The 14,828-nt window shown below is 71.7% G+C and carries 15 protein-coding genes; 9 read left to right on the top strand and 6 right to left on the bottom strand.

All coding sequences use genetic code 11. The features are described from left to right. Positions 1-256 (bottom strand): helix-turn-helix domain-containing protein (locus N869_RS07455; RefSeq protein ID WP_035059800.1); only part of this gene is annotated, 256 nt, incomplete at its 3' end. 75 nt (positions 257-331) lie between these two features. On the opposite strand from N869_RS07455, the gene N869_RS07450 reads away from it, so the two are divergent. The 3 genes from N869_RS07450 to N869_RS07440 all read left to right on the top strand — a co-directional run bounded on the left by N869_RS07450 (position 332) and on the right by N869_RS07440 (position 2,415). Further along, positions 332-1,165 carry an SDR family NAD(P)-dependent oxidoreductase gene (locus tag N869_RS07450; protein WP_052105217.1) on the top strand — a complete coding sequence of 278 codons (834 nt, stop codon included), beginning with the start codon at positions 332-334 and terminating at the stop codon, positions 1,163-1,165. A gap of 77 nt (positions 1,166-1,242) precedes the next feature. Continuing rightward, positions 1,243-1,854 (top strand): sugar O-acetyltransferase, encoded by a 612-nt coding sequence (locus tag N869_RS07445; protein ID WP_052105216.1) that lies wholly within the window; start codon positions 1,243-1,245, stop codon positions 1,852-1,854. Positions 1,855-1,962: 108 nt separating this feature from the next. Further along, positions 1,963-2,415 (top strand): hypothetical protein, encoded by a 453-nt coding sequence (locus N869_RS07440; protein ID WP_035059785.1) that lies wholly within the window; start codon positions 1,963-1,965, stop codon positions 2,413-2,415. Positions 2,416-2,616: 201 nt separating this feature from the next. Here the strand turns inward: N869_RS07440 and N869_RS07435 are convergent, their stop codons facing one another. Further along, the gene (locus tag N869_RS07435; protein ID WP_232229651.1) at positions 2,617-3,264 is read right to left on the bottom strand and encodes an MFS transporter; all 648 of its coding nucleotides are present in this window, start codon (positions 3,262-3,264) and stop codon (positions 2,617-2,619) included. A 382-nt stretch (positions 3,265-3,646) separates the two neighbouring features. Beyond that, complete coding sequence (locus N869_RS07430; RefSeq protein ID WP_035059784.1) at positions 3,647-4,705, bottom strand: Fic family protein; 1,059 nt, start codon at positions 4,703-4,705, stop codon at positions 3,647-3,649. Positions 4,706-4,906: 201 nt separating this feature from the next. Between N869_RS07430 and N869_RS18755 the strand changes: the two genes are divergently transcribed. After that, positions 4,907-5,032: a hypothetical protein gene (locus N869_RS18755; RefSeq protein WP_269545872.1), complete on the top strand. Its 126-nt coding sequence runs from the start codon at positions 4,907-4,909 to the stop codon at positions 5,030-5,032. A gap of 209 nt (positions 5,033-5,241) precedes the next feature. Here the strand turns inward: N869_RS18755 and pip are convergent, their stop codons facing one another. Continuing rightward, positions 5,242-6,183 carry a prolyl aminopeptidase gene (gene pip, locus N869_RS07420; RefSeq protein ID WP_035059782.1) on the bottom strand — a complete coding sequence of 314 codons (942 nt, stop codon included), beginning with the start codon at positions 6,181-6,183 and terminating at the stop codon, positions 5,242-5,244. A gap of 360 nt (positions 6,184-6,543) precedes the next feature. On the opposite strand from pip, the gene dnaK reads away from it, so the two are divergent. Genes dnaK through N869_RS07400 form a run of 4 tightly spaced genes read left to right on the top strand, consistent with a single transcriptional unit; the run spans position 6,544 to position 10,530 of the window. Then, entirely contained in the window at positions 6,544-8,406 is a 1,863-nt protein-coding gene (gene dnaK, locus N869_RS07415; RefSeq protein ID WP_035059781.1) for a molecular chaperone DnaK, read from the top strand. Further along, a complete protein-coding gene (grpE, locus tag N869_RS07410) occupies positions 8,403-9,023 on the top strand; it encodes a nucleotide exchange factor GrpE (RefSeq protein WP_035059779.1) in 621 nt (206 codons plus the stop codon). Before dnaK ends, grpE begins: the two co-directional genes overlap by 4 nt. 48 nt (positions 9,024-9,071) lie before the next feature. After that, entirely contained in the window at positions 9,072-10,088 is a 1,017-nt protein-coding gene (locus tag N869_RS07405) for a DnaJ C-terminal domain-containing protein (RefSeq protein WP_035059777.1), read from the top strand. A 7-nt stretch (positions 10,089-10,095) separates the two neighbouring features. Then, entirely contained in the window at positions 10,096-10,530 is a 435-nt protein-coding gene (locus N869_RS07400) for a heat shock protein transcriptional repressor HspR (protein ID WP_035059775.1), read from the top strand. Positions 10,531-10,543: 13 nt separating this feature from the next. Here N869_RS07400 and N869_RS07395 read toward each other — a convergent pair whose 3' ends face one another. After that, positions 10,544-12,646, bottom strand: a complete 2,103-nt coding sequence (locus tag N869_RS07395) for a prolyl oligopeptidase family serine peptidase (RefSeq protein ID WP_052105214.1) — start codon at positions 12,644-12,646, stop codon at positions 10,544-10,546. A gap of 43 nt (positions 12,647-12,689) precedes the next feature. After that, complete coding sequence (locus N869_RS07390; protein ID WP_052105213.1) at positions 12,690-13,451, bottom strand: hypothetical protein; 762 nt, start codon at positions 13,449-13,451, stop codon at positions 12,690-12,692. A 175-nt stretch (positions 13,452-13,626) separates the two neighbouring features. On the opposite strand from N869_RS07390, the gene N869_RS16930 reads away from it, so the two are divergent. Beyond that, a partial coding sequence (locus N869_RS16930; RefSeq protein ID WP_198025996.1) for a sigma-70 family RNA polymerase sigma factor occupies positions 13,627-14,828 on the top strand: 1,202 nt, incomplete at its 3' end.

The following is a 14,828-nucleotide window of genomic DNA, read 5'->3' as shown; positions in this document are numbered from 1 at the left end:
GCCGGCGGGCGAGCTCTGCCGCGACCCGTCGGCCACGCTCGAGGAGGTCCCCCAGGACGACGTCCTCCTTGGTGGCGAAGTAGCGGAAGAAGGACCGCCGGGAGATCCCGGCCGCCTCGACGACCTGGTCGACCGTGGTGTTCTCGAACCCCTCCCGCAGGAACAGGTCCATCGCGGCGGCGGAGATCTCCTGGCGCACCGCCCGGCGGGTGCGGTCGCGCAGCCCGGTCGGTGCGGTGTCCTTCCTCGTGTCCACGGCCCCCATGCTAACCACGGTGTCATGCGGACGCGGTTATGGCACTGAGTGCCAGTTGGGCTCTAGAGTGCCACCATGACATCTCTCGATCACTCCACACAGACCACGATCGTCACCGGCGCGAGCTCCGGGATTGGCGCCGCCCTCGCACGCCGACTGGCCGCTCGAGGGTCCGACCTGGTGCTCGTCGCGCGCCGCGTCGACCGTCTCGAGCACCTCGCGGCCGAGCTGCGCAGCGCCCACGGCACCCGCGTCGAGGTCGTCGGCCTCGACCTCGCGGCCCCGCATCCGGGCGCCACCCTCGCGGCCGAGCTCGACCGGCGCGGGGTGCGCGTCACGAGCCTGGTCAACAACGCCGGGTTCGGCACGGACGGAGCGTTCGCCGACGACGACCCGGAGCAGCTCGCCTCCCTCGTCGCCGTCAACGTCGGCGCCGTCGTGGACCTCACGCGCGCGTTCGTCGGGCAGCTCTCCGCCGCGGGTACCGGGTACCTGGTGAACATCGCGAGCGTCGCGGCGTACCAGCCGATCCCCGGCATGGCCGTCTACGCGGCGTCGAAGGCCTTCGTCCTGAGCTTCACCGAAGCCCTGTGGTGGGAACTGCGGGGCACGGGCGTGCGGACCCTGGTGTTCTCCCCAGGGCTGACCAGCACCGAGTTCTTCGACCAGATCGGTACCGCGCAGTACGGCGACGACTTCCAGAGCCCGGAGCAGGTCGCCGACGCGGTGCTGCGGTCCCTCGACGGGCGTAGGGCCGGCCCGAGCACCACGGCGCGACGTCGGGATGCCCTCGCCGCAGCCGTCGTCCGGCTGCTCAGCCGCCGGGCCGCCGTGGTGGCCGCCGCACGGTTCGCCGGCGCCGACCGCCTCATGGACCGGGGATCCCTCCTGGCGGGGGTCGGCCGGTGAGATGACGGCGCGCTTGCCCGCACGCCGATCGGCGGATAAGTTCAACGGCAATACTAATTGTCGATCAAGGGGTCCCGATGGGTGACGTGACAGGGCGGGCCGCCAGACTGGCCGCCCTCGCCGAGCAGGACGAGGATCTGCGGAGCCTCCTCTCGGACGGGTGGATGAGGTATCGCACGTCCCCCGCGTTGCAGGAGCTCACGCGGGAGGCCCACGCGACGTGTGCCCGGATCGGGGAGGTCTACCACTCCGACCCGGACGAGGCGCGCAGGCTGTTCCGCGAGCTCGTCCCCGCCGCGCAGGACGGGATCGACTTCCGGCCGCCGCTGACCATCGACTACGGCGACCGTCTGGTGATCGGGGCGCGGACCTTCATCAACGCCGACTTCATGGTCATCGGTGGGGGCCTGGTCACCATCGGTGCCGACTGCCTGATCGGCCCGCGCTGCTCGATCTACACGCCCAACCACGCCGAGGACGCCGTGCGGCGCCTCGAGGGCTGGGAGCGCCCCGAGCCCGTCACGATCGGGAACAACGTGTGGCTCGGCGGCTCGGTGACGATCACGCCCGGGGTGACGATCGGCGACAACAGCATCATCGGGGCCGGTTCGGTGGTCACGCGGGACATCCCCGCTGGCGTTGTCGCCGTAGGTAACCCGTGCCGACCCGTCCGCGACATCGCCGGCTGAGGCACCACCGGACCTGACCCGTGCGGCCGGGTCCCCACGGCCTGCACACCTCAGCAGGTCCTGGACCTCGCGCTTCACACATCAGAAATAGTTCAGAACACTGGTCGCATGCCTACCGCCACGTTCTCCGAACTGCTGCGCTCCCCGAAGGAGGTCGCCGCTGCCGCCGAGCGGGGCGAGGTCACGATCACCCGCCGTGACGGTGAGGACCTCGTCCTCACCACCGCCGCGACTGTGCAGGCCAACCGCGCCGGCCTGGAGTTCGCGGCCGAGATCGTTGCCAGCGCGGTCGCAGAGTGGCCGGGGTCGTTCGCTCACCGGCTTCGCCAGCCGTTCCCGTGGATGACGTTCCTGAGCGACGCCGAGCAGGACGTGATGGCGAAGGAGATCGTTGACATCGCTCGCGCGTGCGCTGGTGTCGGAAGGTTCGAGCCGCTCGCGATCAAGCTGAGCGCGTGGCGTGCAACCGCTGAGGCGTACGCCGCCGGGGTTCCTCGGGACAACGCCGATCTCACGTGGCTTGACGGTAACGGCGACGTCGTGGAGCGTCCGGAGGCATGAGCGCCCGCGGACAGCAAGTTCCCCGTCCGCAGCAGAAGTCGGAGTACACCCTCGTCTTCGGAACGGGCGACGCACGCAAGGGCTGGACGGACCTGAACGCGACGACCCGTGGCCCGCTGGTGGGTGTCTGGGAGTTCCTGACCGCGACCCCGCAGGAACGTTCGACGACGTGCTACCCGCTTGAGGGCGACCTCGCGACAATCACGCGTGACGGCGTGACCCACGACCAGTGGCAGGTGAAGCTCCCTGGAGGTGCGCGCAGCCACCTCCCGGCCTCAGGACGATCCAGGCTCCGGCCGCGCACGCGACGAAGGCGGCGCCCCCGACGGCCACGGGGAGAGCCAGGTCGACGACCGCGAGGACGCCGCCCAGCACTGAACCGATGGCCAGCCCAAGCAGGCCGAGGACCCTCGACGTTGCGTTCACCCGCCCTCGGAGCCGGTCGGGGACGAGTCGCTGCCGGAGCGAGGTCGCGCAGATCCCCCACACCACCGCATGAAGGATGTAGACCGCGAGGAGGGCCGCGGCGACCGGAGGGCTCGTCGTGGTCGAGAGAGCCAGCAGCGAACCCGCCCCGGTGAGGAGGCTGCCGACGATCGTCCACCGGTAGCCGATCCGTCCTCGCACCCGGGCCGCGATGGACGCTCCGAGCAGACCGCCCAGCGCGGAGACGGCGAGGAGCACGCCGTAGCCCACGCCGTCGAGTCCCAGCCGTTCCTGCGCGACGAGCACGAGGATCGAGAAGGGCAGCATGTAACCCACGCTCGCGAGCGCACCGATGAGCGCCAGGCCGCCGACCACGCGATGTCCGGCGAGCCAGCGGGCACCGTCCGCCGCCTCCCGCGCCATCGACCGACGAGGAGGGCTCCCCCTGCCCCCCTGCCGGCGAGGGTACGCGCGGGCAGGGCGAGTGCGATCGCTCCCGCTGCCGCCCACAGGCCACCCATCGCGACGATCGGTGCCGCTGCAGCACGGAGGACCGGGTCGCCTTCGTCGAGGCGATCGTCGCCCACGAGTTCGTCGCCGCGGCGGTCCTGTCCGGGGGGAACTGGGTCATCACTGGCGAGCGCGCCGTCCTCATGATGGTCCAGGGCGAGCTCGGCGGGGCGATCGAGGACACATCGGCCTAGGCGACGACCTGCCTGCACCCGGCCACACCGGGCCCCAAGGTTCGGGACCTAGTGGGTGTGGACGTCCCGCTGGGCCTGGGGGATCTCGTTGCGACGCTCGATCACCCACTCCTCGCGTGCCGGGTCCAGGTGGCGCCCCGGCCGGCACCGTCCGCCTCGACGCTCCCCTCGGCCTTCATCTGGTTGAGGGCGAGGCGGATCGTGGGATCAGAGACCCCTGGCAGTGCGGCGCGGATGTCAGCGATGCGGAACGTGACCGGTGCGTGCTCAAGGACGTACGTGCGCACGCGGTCCTGCTTCGAGCCTCCGACGCGTGCGGTCGCTGTCAGGGTGGCGAACTGCTCGTAGGAGTCCGCGACCGTTCTGGTGAAGTACCGCAGCCACGGCCACGGGTCGTGGGCGGCGTCGTGCCACCCGTGCGTGGAGTCGAGCAGGGCGGCGTAGTACGCGTCGGCGGACCGGGCGACGGACGTCTCGAGGGACACGTAGCGGGTGACATCGTAGCCGGCGTCCTGCAGGAGGGCGTTCGTCAACGCGCGGGTGATGCGCCCGTTTCCGTCGGGGAACGGGTGGATGGTGAGCAGGTCAAGAGCGAACAGCCCGACGAGCAATACTGGGTGATGCCGGTTGGCCGCCGCGGTACTGACGTACCGGGTGACGAGCTCGTCCACGTAGGACGGGGTCTGCTGGGCGGAGACCGGGGTGAACCGCTTGACCTTCGTGCCGTCGGGGAGGCGGTCGACGACGACGTTGTCGACCTGCTTGAACGTCCCGCCGGGCATCTGGGTGTACCCGAACAGCAACCGGTGCAGGTGCAGGATCAGACCGGTATTCAGGGGCCGCCATGCCTCCTGGTACAGGTAGTCGAGGGCGGCGCGGTACCCGGCGAGTTCCTGTTCGGAGCGGGTGTGCAGGGTGGTTGCTCGGCCCGCGAGGATCTCGGCGGCTCGGGCGCGGTCTTCGACGACGACGCCTTCGATGGCTGAGGACGCTTCGATGCTCGCGACCCGGGCGCGGTCGGCGAGGCTGGTGAGCAGTGCGGGGAGCTTGTCGCGGTAGAGGGCTTCGCTGCCGCGACCGATGTCGACGGTGCGCAGGTCGGTGACGATGGCGAACGGGACCGCGCCGATGAGTTGGTCCAGGTCGGTGAACGACTGCACGCGATCCCCTCACGTTCCGCTAAATGTGCTAATCCGTTGCTTAGGTTAGCGGATTTGTGGGCTAGGTTAGCGGGTTGTTGACGGCTCCACCGGTCCGGAACGCCCAGGGTGGGGTCGTGCCGTGAGGAGCCCCTCGACAAGCTCCGGCAGACCGCCGAGCATCTCGCTGAGGATCTCGATCGCGTCGTCGATGTTCTGCTCGTGGAGGTCAAGTCCTTCAGCCGTGGGTCGTGGTTCGCCTCGGTGGCCGAGACGAATGGCCTCGCCGACGAGCAGCCCTACGCGCCCCGACGTGACGAGGAGGACGACGGTGATGGTCGTGCGTGACCAGGACACCCAGACGGCGACGGCCGCCGCCGCGGGACGGAGCGCGTCCGACGGTCCGACCCGTACCGGCGCCGACTACCTCGGCGGCCTTGCCGGTCGCTGGGTCTGAGCGTGTTGGTCAGGCTGGTGCGGCGCCGTTCGTCTCGTCAAGCTGTCCGAATCCCTGAGTACCTGAGTCGGGTCGCTGCCCGGCTGTTCGCACGAGGAGCTCACCGATCCGCGAACTCGTCGATCGCCCGGCACGTGAGCTCCATCTCCATGTCGCCCCCGTGGCCTTCCGACTCGACGACGTGCAGCTCGCTGCCCGGCCACGCCTTGTGCAGCTTCCACGGTGTGATCGCCGGGCCGCTGATGTCGCGACGCCCGTGGACGAGCACGCCCGGGATCCCTGCCAGCTCGTGAGCGCGTGCCAGGACGCTCGTGCTGCCGGGGAGGAAGCAGTCGTGGGCCCAGTAGTGCGTGACGAGGGTGGCGAAGTTCGCCCGCTCGCGGAGGTCGTCATGCAGCGCACCAGGTTGCCAGCTCGGGTCGAGCGAGATGTGGGTCGCCTCCCACGTGTCCCACGCGTCCGCGGCCGCAGACCGCACGGCGGGGTCCGCATCGCGCAGCTCGCGCGCGTAGTGCTCGACGACGCGCTCACCCGCCGGCGTCGTCGCCCCGAACCGCTCCCACGCCTCGGGGAAGACCCTGCCCACGCCCTCGGTGATCCAGTCGATATCCTCGCGACTCCCGGTCGTGACCGCGGTGAGCACGAGCTCGGTGACGCGGTGGGGGTGGGCCAGCGCGTACGCCAGCGCGAGCGTCGACCCCCAGGACACGCCGTGGACGAGCCACCTGTCGATGCCGAGATGAGTACGCAGTGCCTCGATGTCGGCGATGAGGGTGGCGGTGGTGTTGCTGTCGAGGCGATCGAGGTCGTCGATCGCCCACGGGGTGCTGCGCCCGCAGCCTCGCTGGTCCAGCCCGACGAGCAGGTAGCGCTCGGGATCGAACCGGCGACGGTAGTCGCCGCCACCGAGGCCGCTGCCGGGCCCGCCGTGCAGGTAGAGGGCCGGACGGCCGTCGGGACTGCCCGACGTCTCCCAGTAGAGACGGGCATCCTCAGGCCGGTTGATCCACCCGGAGTCGAACGGAGCGATGGGAGGGCGCATCCGCACACGGTACGGGCGCGCGAGCGGACGTCATCGACCGTCCGGACACGCTCGTGCGACACCGGACAACGCGCGGACGCGCTCGCGCGCAAGGCGGTCTGCGGGCGGGTCGGTGTGCGTCGCAGGTGTCCGTCTCGACACACCCGAGCCGTCGTGGGTCCGGTTGTTCCCCGACGCGTCAACCTCGGCTCCGGTCCGGAGGGGAATGCGCACCGCGGCCGCGACGTTGAGCCAACCAGACTCAACTCTGGCATCCCGGACTTGCATCACCGAGGCCTCCGGCGCAGACTTGAGTGCAGCAGGCTCAACGTCCCCCGGCGCGCACCGCGCCACCCCAGCACTCGAAGGAAGGCATCACCCATGGCACGAGCTGTCGGCATCGACCTCGGCACCACCAACTCCGTCGTCTCCGTCCTCGAGGGCGGGGAGCCCACCGTCATCGCGAACGCCGAGGGTTCGCGCACCACGCCGTCGGTCGTGGCGTTCTCCAAGACCGGCGAGGTCCTGGTCGGTGAGGTCGCCAAGCGTCAGGCCGTCACCAACGTCGACCGCACCATCAGCTCGGTCAAGCGCCACGTCGGTACCGACTGGAAGGTCGAGATCGACGAGAAGTCCTACGGCGCGCAGGAGATCAGCGCCCGGGTGCTCGGCAAGCTCAAGCGCGACGCCGAGGAGTACCTGGGTGAGCCCGTCACCGACGCGGTCATCACCGTCCCCGCCTACTTCAACGACGCCGAGCGTCAGGCCACCAAGGACGCCGGTCAGATCGCGGGCCTGAACGTCCTGCGGATCGTCAACGAGCCCACCGCCGCGGCCCTGGCCTACGGCCTGGACAAGGGCAAGGAGGACGAGCTGATCCTCGTGTTCGACCTGGGTGGTGGCACGTTCGACGTGTCCCTGCTGGAGGTCGGCAAGGACGAGGACGACTTCTCCACCATCCAGGTCCGCGCCACCCACGGTGACAACCGCCTCGGTGGTGACGACTGGGACCAGCGGATCGTCGACCACCTCATCAAGGAGGTCAAGAACACCGCGGGCGTCGACCTGTCCAAGGACAAGATCGCGCTGCAGCGTCTGCGTGAGGCCGCCGAGCAGGCGAAGAAGGAGCTGTCGTCCGCGACCAGCACCAACATCTCCATGCAGTACCTGTCGATGAGCGAGAACGGCCCCGTCCACCTCGACACCAAGCTCACCCGTGCTCAGTTCCAGCAGATGACCGCCGACCTGATCGAGCGGACCAAGGCCCCGTTCCAGCAGGTCATCAAGGACGCGGGCATCTCCGTCGGTCAGATCGACCACGTGGTGCTCGTCGGCGGCTCGACCCGCATGCCGGCCGTCACCGAGGTCGTCAAGGAGCTCACCGGCGGCAAGGAGCCCAACAAGGGCGTCAACCCCGACGAGGTCGTGGCCGTCGGCGCCGCGCTGCAGGCCGGTGTCATCAAGGGTGAGCGCAAGGACGTCCTGCTCATCGACGTGACCCCGCTGTCCCTGGGTATCGAGACCAAGGGTGGGGTGATGACCAAGCTCATCGAGCGCAACACGGCCATCCCCACCAAGCGCAGCGAGATCTTCTCCACCGCGGACGACAACCAGCCGTCGGTCCTCATCCAGGTGTTCCAGGGTGAGCGCGAGTTCGCCCGCGACAACAAGCCGCTCGGCACGTTCGAGCTCACCGGCATCGCCCCCGCCCCGCGCGGTGTGCCGCAGATCGAGGTCACGTTCGACATCGACGCCAACGGCATCGTGCACGTCTCGGCGAAGGACCGCGGCACCGGCACCGAGCAGAAGATGACGATCACCGGTGGGTCCGCCCTCCCCAAGGAGGACATCGACCGGATGGTCAAGGAGGCCGAGGAGCACGCCGCCGAGGACAAGAAGCGCCGTGAGGAGGCCGAGACCCGCAACCAGGCCGAGGCCCTGGTCTACTCGACCGAGAAGACCCTCACCGACAACGCCGACAAGGTCCCGGACGACGTCAAGACCGAGGTCGAGACGGCCGTCGGCGAGCTGAAGACCGCCCTGGAGGGTGACGACGTCGAGGCCGTGAAGGCCAAGCAGGCGGCCCTCATGGCCGTCAGCCAGAAGATCGGTGAGGCGATCTACAAGTCCGACCAGGACGCCGCGGCCGCCACCGACGCACCGCAGGAGGACGCGACGGCGTCGTCCACCACGGACGAGGACGTCGTCGACGCCGAGATCGTCGACGAGGATGAGAAGAAGTGACCGACCAGCACAGCGACACGCCCGACGAGGCCGCTGAGCGGCCCCGGTTCACCGACAAGCGGCGCATCGACCCCCAGACGGGGCAGGTCCGTGAACCCGCCCCCGCCGACGGGTCGGACACGGCCACCGACACCTCCACCAACCCTGCCGGGGCCCCCACCGAGGGGACCCCGGCAGGGGAGGGGGCCGGCAGCCCCGCCGAGGCGCTCGCCGCCGAACGGCTCGAGGACCTGCAGCGGTTGCAGGCCGAGTACGTCAACTACCGTCGCCGCGTCGACCGTGACCGTGGTGTGGCCCGTGAGCAGGCCGTCACCGAGGTCATCGAGTCGCTCCTCGGTGTGCTGGACGACGTCGAGCTGGCACGCCAGCACGGGGAGCTCGCCGACGGGCCGTTCGCGTCCATCGCCGAGAAGCTCGAGACCTCCCTGCAGCGGTTCGGGTGGGAGCGGTACGGGACGGCGGGGGAGCCGTTCGACCCGAACGTCCACGAGGCGCTCATGCACTCCCACGCCGACGACGTCACCGAGCCGACGGTCGTGCAGGTCCTCCAGCCGGGGCACCGGGTGGGGGAGCGGGTCGTCAGGGCGGCCCGTGTGGCCGTCGCCGACCCGTCCTGACGCCGTGACCGCAGCACCCACGACCAGCACCCGGGAGGGAGGGAGACGATGACCGGTCAGGACTGGTTCGAGAAGGACTTCTACGCCACGCTCGGTGTCCCCAAGAACGCCGACCAGGCCGCCATCAAGAAGGCCTACCGCAAGATGGCCCGCTCCCTGCACCCGGACCAGAACCCCGGCGACGCAGCGGCGGAGGCCAGGTTCAAGGACGTCGGTGAGGCGTACGCGGTCCTGTCAGACCCCGAGCAGCGCCAGCAGTACGACGCGATCCGGGCGATGGCCGGCGGCGGGGCGCGCTTCGCCGCCGGTTCCGGTGGCCCGTCCGCCGGGGGCGGTGCCGGTTTCGAGGACCTCTTCGGGGGTCTGTTCGGGGCCGGTGCCCACCCCGGTGGGGCCGGAGGCCCGCGCGTCCGCTACAACCAGCCCCCTCCCGGTGCAGGCGGCGGGGGCGGTTTCGAGGACATCCTCGGTGGCCTGTTCGGTGGGGGCGGTGGCTTCGCCGGCCCTCGTGCCGGCCGCACCGGTGTGGACCTGTCGGCGACGACCACGTTGCCGTTCCGGCAGGCCGTCGAGGGCTCCACGATCACGTTGTCGGTCGAGGGTCGCCGCGTCACCGCCCGCATCCCCGCCGGGGTGCGGGACGGCCAGAAGATCCGCCTGCGCGGCAAGGGTCGCCCCGGTGAGGGAGGCGCCCCCGCGGGGGACCTGGTCATCACCGTGACCGTCGAACCGCACCCGGTGTTCACCCTCGACGGTAACGACCTGCGGGTCACGGTGCCCGTCACGTTCCCCGAGGCCGTCCTGGGGGCCCAGGTCGACGTCCCCACCCTGGACGGTGCCACGGTGCGGGTGAAGGTCCCCGCTGGTACCCCCTCGGGTCGCACCCTGCGGGTGCGGGGACGGGGCGTGCCGGCCGCGAAGGGCCCCGGCGACCTGCTGGTCACCGTCCAGGTGGTGGTGCCCCAGCGCCTGTCGGACGACGCCCGTGCCGCGGTCGAGACGTTCGCGCAGGCCACCGACGGGGTGGACGTCCGCGCCGACCTCCGGGCCCGGGCCGGGACCTGAGGCGACCATGGCTCACCGACCGCAGGACATCGACCCGGACGCCCCGGCGTTCGTGATCTCCACGGCCGCTGAGCTCGCCGGCATGCACCCGCAGACCCTGCGGCAGTACGACCGCCTCGGCCTCGTGTCCCCCAGCAGGGCACGGGGCCGGGGCCGCCGGTACTCCCTGCGGGACATCGCGACCCTGCGCGAGGTGCAGCGCCTGTCCCAGGACGAGGGCATCAACCTGCAGGGCATCAAACGGATCCTGGCCCTGGAGGCCGAGGTCCGTCGCCTGCGGGAGCAGGTCGAGCAGCTGCGGCCGGCCGCAGACCCCGGTCACCGGGTGTTCGCCGCCGGGCCCGCCGGTGATGTGGTGGCCGTGCCTCGCGGGCACCGCCCCGCGCGGGTGTCCAGCACCAGGACCCTGGTGCTGTGGCGGCCGTTCCCACCCTCACGCTGACCCGGCACGCCCCTCACGGGGTGGACGTGCCGAGCCTCAACCAGAGGAACCGGTACGCCAACGCCGCCATGTGGGCGGCCTGGGCGTTGGTCGCGGCCCCGCCGTGCCCGCCCTCGATGTTCTCGTAGGACAGCACGTCCTTGCCCATCTGCAGCATGCGGGCCGCCATCTTGCGGGCGTGGCCGGGGTGCACGCGGTCGTCCCGGGTGGACGTCGTGAACAGCACCGGCGGGTACTGCTCGTCCTCGCGCAGCAGCTGGTAGGGGGAGAACGTGCGGATGTACTCCCACTGGGCGGGGTCCTCGGGGTCCCCGTACTCGGCGACCCACGACGCCCCGGCGAGCAGCCGGTGGTACCGGCGCATGTCCAGCAACGGGACCTGGCACACCACGGCCCCGACGAGCCGGGGGTACAGGGTGAGCATCGCACCCATGAGCAGCCCGCCGTTGGACCCGCCCTGGATCCCGAGCCTGTCGGTGGTCGTCACGCCCCGCTCGACCAGGTCACGGGCCACCGCGGCGAAGTCCTCGTAGGCGCGGTGGCGCTTGTCCTTGAGCGCGGCCTGGTGCCAGCGGGGCCCGTACTCCCCACCACCGCGGATGTTCGCCACGGCGTACGCGCCGCCGCGCGCCAACCACGCCCGCCCCATGCCCCCCGCGTAGGTGGGGGTCAGGGAGATCTCGAACCCCCCGTACCCGTACAGCAGGGTCGGGACCGGCCCGTTCACCCCGTTGGGCGTCACCAGGAAGTACGGCACCCGGGTGCCGTCGTCGGACGTGGCCATGTGCTGGGTGACGGTGTGGTCGGCCTCGAAGAACGCCGGCGCCTGCTTGAGGTGCTCGACGGCGTCGGGTGTGCCGTCGGCACCGAGCGTCACCCGGGACAGGGTCGTGGGGGTGGTGAACCCCGTGGACGTGACCCACAGGTCGTCGGACTCGTCGGCGTCCACGCCCGCGACCGAGACGGTGGCCAGGGGTGGGGCACCCAGCTCGACGGTGTCCAGGGCTCGCGTGACCCACCCGTCTGGGGTGGGGGTGCACACCTGGGCGTGGTGCTGCACGTGCTCCAGCACGGTCAGGACCAGGTGGTTCCGGGTCCACGTGTAGCCGGCCAGCGACGAGGCGTCGGTCGGGGTGAACAGGACCTGCAGGTCCCGACCCCCGGCCAGGAACTCCTCCAGCCGCACGGCCAGCAACGCCCCCGACGGGTGCTCGTGCCCCTGGACCGTCCACGGCTCCCGCAGCTCGACGAGCAGCCACTCACGCTTGATGCCGACCTCGGCGCTGGACGGCACCGGGACGGGGACCAGCTCGTCGTCGGGGCCCAGGACGTTGACCTCCTGGTGGTAGAAGTCCACGGCCCGGACCAGCAGGTCGCGCTCGAACCCGGGGGTGCGGTCGTGCGACACCCACACCGCCAGGTCGTCCTCGGCGACCTCCCCGACCAGGGGCGCGTCCTGGAGCGGGGTGCCGCGCCGCCACCGGCGCGCCTGGCGCGGGTACCCGGACGTGGTGGTGGTCCCGGGGCCGGTGTCGGTGGTGACGAAGACGGTGTCGCGGTCGATCCAGCCCAGGCCGCCCTTGGCCTCGGGGCGCACGAACCCGTCCTCGACCCAGGTGCGGGTGGTGAGGTCGAACTCGCGGGTGACGTCGGCGTCCTGCCCCCCGGGGGACAGGTCCACCAGGGCGCGGGTGCAGTCCGGGCGCAGGACGCTGGCGCCGTGCCACACCCAGCTGACGCCCTCCGCGGCGGCCAGGGCGTCCAGGTCAAGGAGCACCTCCCACGTGGGGTCGGGGGTGCGGTACTCGGCCATGGTGGTGCGACGCCACAGGCCACGCTCGTGGTCGGCGTCGCGCCACAGGTTGTACAGGTACCCACCGGCCTCGGTGACCATCGGGATGCGGTCGGCGGAGTCCAGGACCTCCAGGATCTCCGCCTGCATGGCCTCCAGCTCGGGCCCGCCCAGGGCGTCGGTGGCCTCCGTGTTGCGCTCGGCGACCCAGGCCAGGGCCTGCTGACCGTCGACGTCCTCCAGCCACAGGTGCGGGTCGTCACCGGCCCCGGTCGCGGTGGGTGCGTCTGCGGGCGGGTGCGGAGGTGGGGTGGTGGGGCTCACCGCGGCATCCTTCGCCCTGGGGTGGCCCGGTGGCAAGCGCGGGTCAGCGCGCCAGGTCCCGCAGCAGCTCCACGGCCTGGCCGTGCGTGGGCGGCAGCTGCTCGACCCAGATGCGGGGCGGCTGCCGGACCAGGTCCGTGACCTGCAGCTGCGCGGCGTTCAGCGTGACCTGGTCGCGGATGCGGCCCACGGTGCCGGGCAGGCGGTCGTCACGTGGGGCCAGGGCGGTGAACGCCCCACCGCCCAGGGCGGCCATGGGGTGCCCGGGGTCGAGGGCCGCGGTCAGGGCCTGTCCCATCGCTGCGGCTCGCGCCATGCGTCGCCAGGGCGCGAGGTCCACGGTCGCGACGTCGACGACGACGAGGCAGTGGGTGCCCACGGCCTGCTCCCGGACCTGCCCGTAGGTCTCGGCCAGGCGCACGGCCAGGTACTCCACGGTCGGCAGGCCGGACTCCGGCTCCAGGCAGGTGGAGCTGACCGCCAGGGTGTCGGCCGCCGCGGCGGACCAGCCCTCGCACAGGGAGCGCAGCACCTCCAGGCCGGGTTCACCGCCCAGGACGTCGAACAGCACCGCGACGTCGTCGATGGTCTCGCCGACGCCCACCCCGGCCGTGCCGCGCACCTCACCGAGCCGGTAGGCGGCGGGTGCGGCGGCGCCACCCACGCTCACGGCCTCGGTGAGGGCGTCCACCGCGGGGTGGTACCAGTCGGTGCGGCGCAACCAGGCGCACTCCACGGTGCGCTCGCGCCACCGTTCCCGCAGGCGCTCGGCGCGTCTGCGGTGCAGCTGGTCGGTGGGGCTCACGTCCGATGAGAGCCGGTCGCGGGGTGGTCATGACGCGGGTTCAGGAGAGAAACTTCGGCCCAGGTGTTCAAGGCCTGGCCACCGGCGCCGATATCACCCGAAGGGCCGCGTCGGTGCGGGTGAGGTGCGTGAGAGCCTTGGGGGTCGGGATCCGCTTCATGAGAGGCCTTCGGTCGTGACGAGCATCACCGGGAGCTGGGACCTCGCCAGCGACGCCGAGCTCGTCACCGCTGTGCGGTCGGGGGACTCCGTCGCCTACGGGGTCCTGTACGAGCGGCACGTGGCCGCGGCGCGGGCCGTGGCACGCCAGTACTCGGGGTGCGCCGCCGACGCCGACGACGCGGTGGCCGACGCGTTCTCGCGGGTGCTGGTCGCGATCCAGCAGGGCGGGGGCCCCGACGCGGCCTTCCGCGCCTACCTGTTCACGGTGCTGCGGCGGGTGGCCCTGCGCCGGGCCGAGAGCCTGCGCCGCACCACCCCCACCGACGACGAGTCCACGTTCGAGGCGGCCGCCGGTGCGGGGGACTCCTCGGAGGCCCCGGCGATGGCCGGTTTCGAGCGGGGTCTGGTCTCAGGGGCGTACCGGTCGTTGCCCGAACGGTGGCAGGCGGTCCTCTGGTACACGGAGGTCGAGGAGCTCACCCCCGCGCAGATCGCCCCGGTCCTGGGCCTGACCGCCAACGGGGTCGCGGCCCTGGCCTACCGGGCCCGCGAGGGGCTGCGCCAGGCGTACCTGCAGCAGCACCTCGCCGCGCCCGCGGACGAGGCGTGCACCGTCGTGAACCCCAAGCTGGGCGCGTACGTGCGCGGGGGTCTGGCCAAGCGTGAGACGGCCCTGGTCGAGGGCCACCTGGACGACTGCGGGCAGTGCCGTGGCCTGGTCCTGGAGCTCGGGGACGTCAACCACGGGATGCGTGCCGTGGTCGCCCCCATGATCGTGGGCGCCGCCGCTGTCGCGGCACTGCAGGGCGTCGGCTTCGGTGGTGCGGCCGGCGCTGCGGCGGTGACGGGGGCGACAGGTGCCGCGGCGGGCAACGGTTCGGCAGGGTCGGCCTCGGCAGGCTCCGGTTCGGCAGGGTCCGGTTCGGCAGGGTCCGGTTCGGCAGGCTCGGGTGCCGGATCTGCGGGGGCCGGGTCGGTGGGTGCTGGTTCTGCCGGCGGAGGGTCGGTGGGTGCGGGGTCCGTCGGGGCGGGAGCCCCAGCCGCAGGCGCGGGGACCGGTGGGGTCGGGGCCGTGGCCACCGGTGGCCTTGCCGCGTTGGTGGGTGGGCTGCCGCTGACGGCGGTCGGTGTGGCTGCCGCGGGTGTGGTGGTTGCCGCCTCGGTGGGTGTCGCGGGTGCGCTGGGTGTCTTCAGCGACGAGCCCGAGCCGGTCGC

Source organism: Cellulomonas bogoriensis 69B4 = DSM 16987 (assembly GCF_000767165.1).
GTDB classification, from domain to species: domain Bacteria; phylum Actinomycetota; class Actinomycetes; order Actinomycetales; family Cellulomonadaceae; genus Actinotalea; species Actinotalea bogoriensis.
This window is presented reverse-complemented; position numbering and strand designations above follow the sequence as displayed.

What these genes read in the sequence shown, in the direction of transcription:
- pip (WP_035059782.1), bottom strand. Translation starts at nt 6,183, where the DNA reads ATGCGCCCTCCCATCGCTCCGTTCGACTCCGGGTGGATCAACCGGCCT.
- N869_RS07405 (WP_035059777.1), top strand. Translation starts at nt 9,072, where the DNA reads ATGACCGGTCAGGACTGGTTCGAGAAGGACTTCTACGCCACGCTCGGT.
- N869_RS07440 (WP_035059785.1), top strand. Translation starts at nt 1,963, where the DNA reads ATGCCTACCGCCACGTTCTCCGAACTGCTGCGCTCCCCGAAGGAGGTC.
- N869_RS07435 (WP_232229651.1), bottom strand. Translation starts at nt 3,264, where the DNA reads ATGGCGCGGGAGGCGGCGGACGGTGCCCGCTGGCTCGCCGGACATCGC.
- N869_RS07450 (WP_052105217.1), top strand. Translation starts at nt 332, where the DNA reads ATGACATCTCTCGATCACTCCACACAGACCACGATCGTCACCGGCGCG.
- dnaK (WP_035059781.1), top strand. Translation starts at nt 6,544, where the DNA reads ATGGCACGAGCTGTCGGCATCGACCTCGGCACCACCAACTCCGTCGTC.
- N869_RS07445 (WP_052105216.1), top strand. Translation starts at nt 1,243, where the DNA reads ATGGGTGACGTGACAGGGCGGGCCGCCAGACTGGCCGCCCTCGCCGAG.
- N869_RS07400 (WP_035059775.1), top strand. Translation starts at nt 10,096, where the DNA reads ATGGCTCACCGACCGCAGGACATCGACCCGGACGCCCCGGCGTTCGTG.